This is a genomic window from Lentiprolixibacter sp. (genome assembly GCF_982873095.1).
In genome coordinates, this window is the sequence record NZ_CEYNTP010000278.1 from 1 (window position 1) to 3,270 (window position 3,270).

Consider the following 3,270-nt stretch of genomic DNA (forward strand, 5'->3'; position numbering starts at 1 on the left):
AACCCGGCAAATGGGATGGTGATTTATTACCAGCTGCCCGAATTAAAGGAAGGAGAAACCCTGGCCCTTACGATCAAAGATGAACAGGGCCGGGTAGTCCGGACATTTAGTTCGGAAAAGGACCCCGACTACGTCCCCCACAATGGCGGCGGGGCTCCACCGAAACCGGTTCTCAGCAAGAAAAAGGGATTGAACAGGTTTGTGTGGGATAAGGGCTACCCCATCATGCCCGGGGTCCCCGATGTTTACATTGAGGCAAATTTCAGAGGGCATATGGCCCCTCCTGGAAAGTATACCCTTCAGCTTAGCCTCGGGGGAGATTCTGTGACTGCCACAGGGGAAATACGGGAAATGCCAGGTTTCGAAACCCAGACTGGGCAGTATGAGGAATACAATTCCTTTATGCTTGCTATGGAAAATAACCTAACCCAGATGCACCAAATGGTCAATTCCCTTTTTAAAGCACAGGGGCAGTTAAAGGACCTGCTTTCCGATATGGAAGATGGGTCCCTGAAAGATCAAGGTAACGCCCTGTTGGAGAAAATGAAAACCTGGGATGAACAAATGGTACAGCGGAAGTCAAAGGCCTATGACGATGTGGAAAATTTCCCTAATAAGTTTACCGCTGAATACCTGTTTCTGATCAACCAGACGAATAGTGCCATACCCAGGGTAAACAAATCCTCCCGGGACAGGCGAACGGAACTGGACCAGCAGTGGATAGGTTTAAGGAAAACGGCCAAAACGCTTATGGAAATGGAGTTGCCAAAGTATAACCAGGCCCTTTGGGAGGCAGGTATTGGAGCCGTCCGAATACCAAAATAGTGGAGGTATATTACCCCTATATCAAGGCATTACACCTCATTTTTGTGGTTACTTGGTTTGCCGGACTCTTTTATATGCCCAGGCTTTTTATTTACCATATTGAAGCCCTGGAAAAGGCTAGTCCGGAGCGCGAGATCCTGGCCAATCAATTCCGGCTGATGTCCAGGCGGTTATGGAATATCATTACCTGGCCTTCTGCAATATTGTGTACCCTATTCGCAGCAATAATGCTGTTACTCATGCCAGGATGGTTATCACAGCCCTGGATGCACGTGAAACTCGCTTTTGTCCTCTTACTTTTTGCCTACCACCTTAGGACGCATCAGATGTACCGACAATTACAGAGAGATGAAGCCAGGTACAGTTCCAACTACATGAGGATTTGGAATGAGGGGGCAACCCTGATTTTATTTGCCGTGGTTTTTCTGGTCGTATTGAAAAATGCCGTTAACTGGATCTTTGGACTTTTAGGGCTGTTACTGCTCGCTATTCTTCTGATGTTGGGCATCCGTCTTTACAAAAAGATCAGGGATAAGAACCCCGAAGCCTAAGCCAAAAAAATTTAAACAAATGTGTCCTGTCGAGAGCTTCCATAGATCCCGCTTTGGAATGATAATTGCTATCTTTAGGTCGTAAATAGCAGCCTTTGTTTGCCAGATTTTCTTTACGGTCCCGGATTTTTATCGCCATGATTTTATTGGTGTTGCTGGCTTCGGTCCTGATTGCCGGGGTAACCCTCTATCAGTACCGTGAGCAATCAAGGGATTATCATGTAGTGCGTCTGGAACGTAAAGAAGCCCAGATCAAACAAAGTATTGAATATACGCTGAAGGGAACAACATGGCCTATAACCACAGATAACCTTGCCCAGATCTTCCGTGATGAAATTTACCGGATTGCTGATGTCCAAAATGTGAACTTCAATATTTACGACCTGAAGGGGAACCTTATAAAAAGTTCCAAGCCCAGCTTTCGAAATGATTCGATTACCCGTGTCCTTCCAGAAGAGGTGCTGGCCAACCTCAATGCAAGTGTAAGCAAACGCTATGTGGAGAACCTGGTGCAGAACGGGGGCAGATATAAAGCTTCCTATACCTATATCACTGACAACCGGTTTAAACCCATTGGGATCTTAAATCTTCCCTATTTTGAGGACAATTCCTTTAACGACATGGAACTTCGTGAGTTCCTAATGCGGCTTGCCCTGGTGTACTTGTTTATGCTCCTTTTCGCTATTGCCCTGGCGTATTTTATTTCCAAGTATATCACACGTTCACTTCAGACCATTTCAGAGAAATTGACTAAAACAGAACTAACGAAGAGAAATGAAAAGATCTTTATTGAAAATCCCGGTGAGGAAATCGGCAAACTGATTGATTCCTACAATGATATGATCGATGACCTGGAGGAAAGTGCTGCTAAACTTGCCCGTAGCGAAAGGGAGCAGGCCTGGAGGGAAATGGCAAAGCAGGTTGCACATGAAATAAAAAATCCCCTTACACCGATGCGGCTCAGCGTGCAGAGTTTTGAGCGCAAATTTGATCCATCAGACCCCAAAGCACCGCAGAAAGTTCAGGAATACTGCAAAACGCTTATTCAACAAATAGATACCATGAGCAGTATCGCCTCAGCCTTTTCCAATTTTGCCGAGATGCCCGTACAGCAGAATGAGACCCTCAATGTGGTGAAAACCGTTAAACTGGCATTGGATATTTTCAATGAGAACTACATCCATTTTATTGCTGAGGAAGACGAGATCATTGCCAAATTAGACAGGACCCAACTGGTTAGGGTGGTAACTAACCTGGTCAAAAATGCCATTCAGGCCGTTCCGGAAGTAGCTGCTCCCCGTATTCTGGTTGCAGTTTCCTCTGAGGGGGATGACGTTAAAATATCGGTGGCAGATAATGGGGTAGGCATTGCAGATGAGGTGCGGGATAAAGTATTTGAGCCTAAGTTTACTACCAAATCCAGCGGGATGGGACTTGGTTTGGGCATGGTGAAAAATATCGTAGAGACGTACGGGGGAACTATTACATTTACCTCACAGAAAGGAAAGGGTACCGTATTCACAGTGCGGTTTCCTCGTGTTAACCACTTTTAATACCAGCAGTAGTAATGGAATTTGAAAACTTACTCGTAGAGATTGAAGACCCATTGGCAACGGTAATCATTAACCGACCAAAAAAACTCAATGCCCTTAACCGGGATACCATTCAGGAATTACATGACGCCCTTGCAGCATTGGAAAAGGATAAAGATATCAAGGTGATTATAATTACTGGTAGCGGGCAAAAAGCATTTGTTGCCGGAGCAGACATAGCTGAGTTTTCCCATTTTTCTGTGAAGCAGGGGGCAGAGCTTGCCGCGGCCGGACAAGAACTGCTGTTTGATTTTGTGGAGAACCTCAGCACTCCCGTAATTGCAGCCGTGAACGGATTTGCG

At 45.7% G+C, this 3,270-nt stretch carries 4 protein-coding genes; all 4 read left to right on the top strand.

What is annotated here, in order from left to right; translation table 11 throughout:
* Window positions 1-825 (top strand): flagellar hook assembly protein FlgD (locus AC4E7D_RS13130; protein ID WP_490174240.1); only part of this gene is annotated, 825 nt, incomplete at its 5' end.
* The gene (locus tag AC4E7D_RS13135) at window positions 825-1,376 is read left to right on the top strand and encodes a CopD family protein (RefSeq protein ID WP_490174241.1); all 552 of its coding nucleotides are present in this window, start codon (window positions 825-827) and stop codon (window positions 1,374-1,376) included. The genes AC4E7D_RS13130 and AC4E7D_RS13135, both read left to right, overlap by 1 nt.
* Before the next feature lie 137 nt (window positions 1,377-1,513).
* Window positions 1,514-2,929: a sensor histidine kinase gene (locus tag AC4E7D_RS13140; RefSeq protein WP_490174243.1), complete on the top strand. Its 1,416-nt coding sequence runs from the start codon at window positions 1,514-1,516 to the stop codon at window positions 2,927-2,929.
* A 14-nt stretch (window positions 2,930-2,943) separates the two neighbouring features.
* The coding region (locus tag AC4E7D_RS13145) for an enoyl-CoA hydratase-related protein (RefSeq protein ID WP_490174242.1) at window positions 2,944-3,270 on the top strand (327 nt) is incomplete at its 3' end.

Coding starts and splice junctions, on each gene's coding strand:
- AC4E7D_RS13140 (WP_490174243.1), top strand. CDS start 1,514: ATGATTTTATTGGTGTTGCTGGCTTCGGTCCTGATTGCCGGGGTAACC.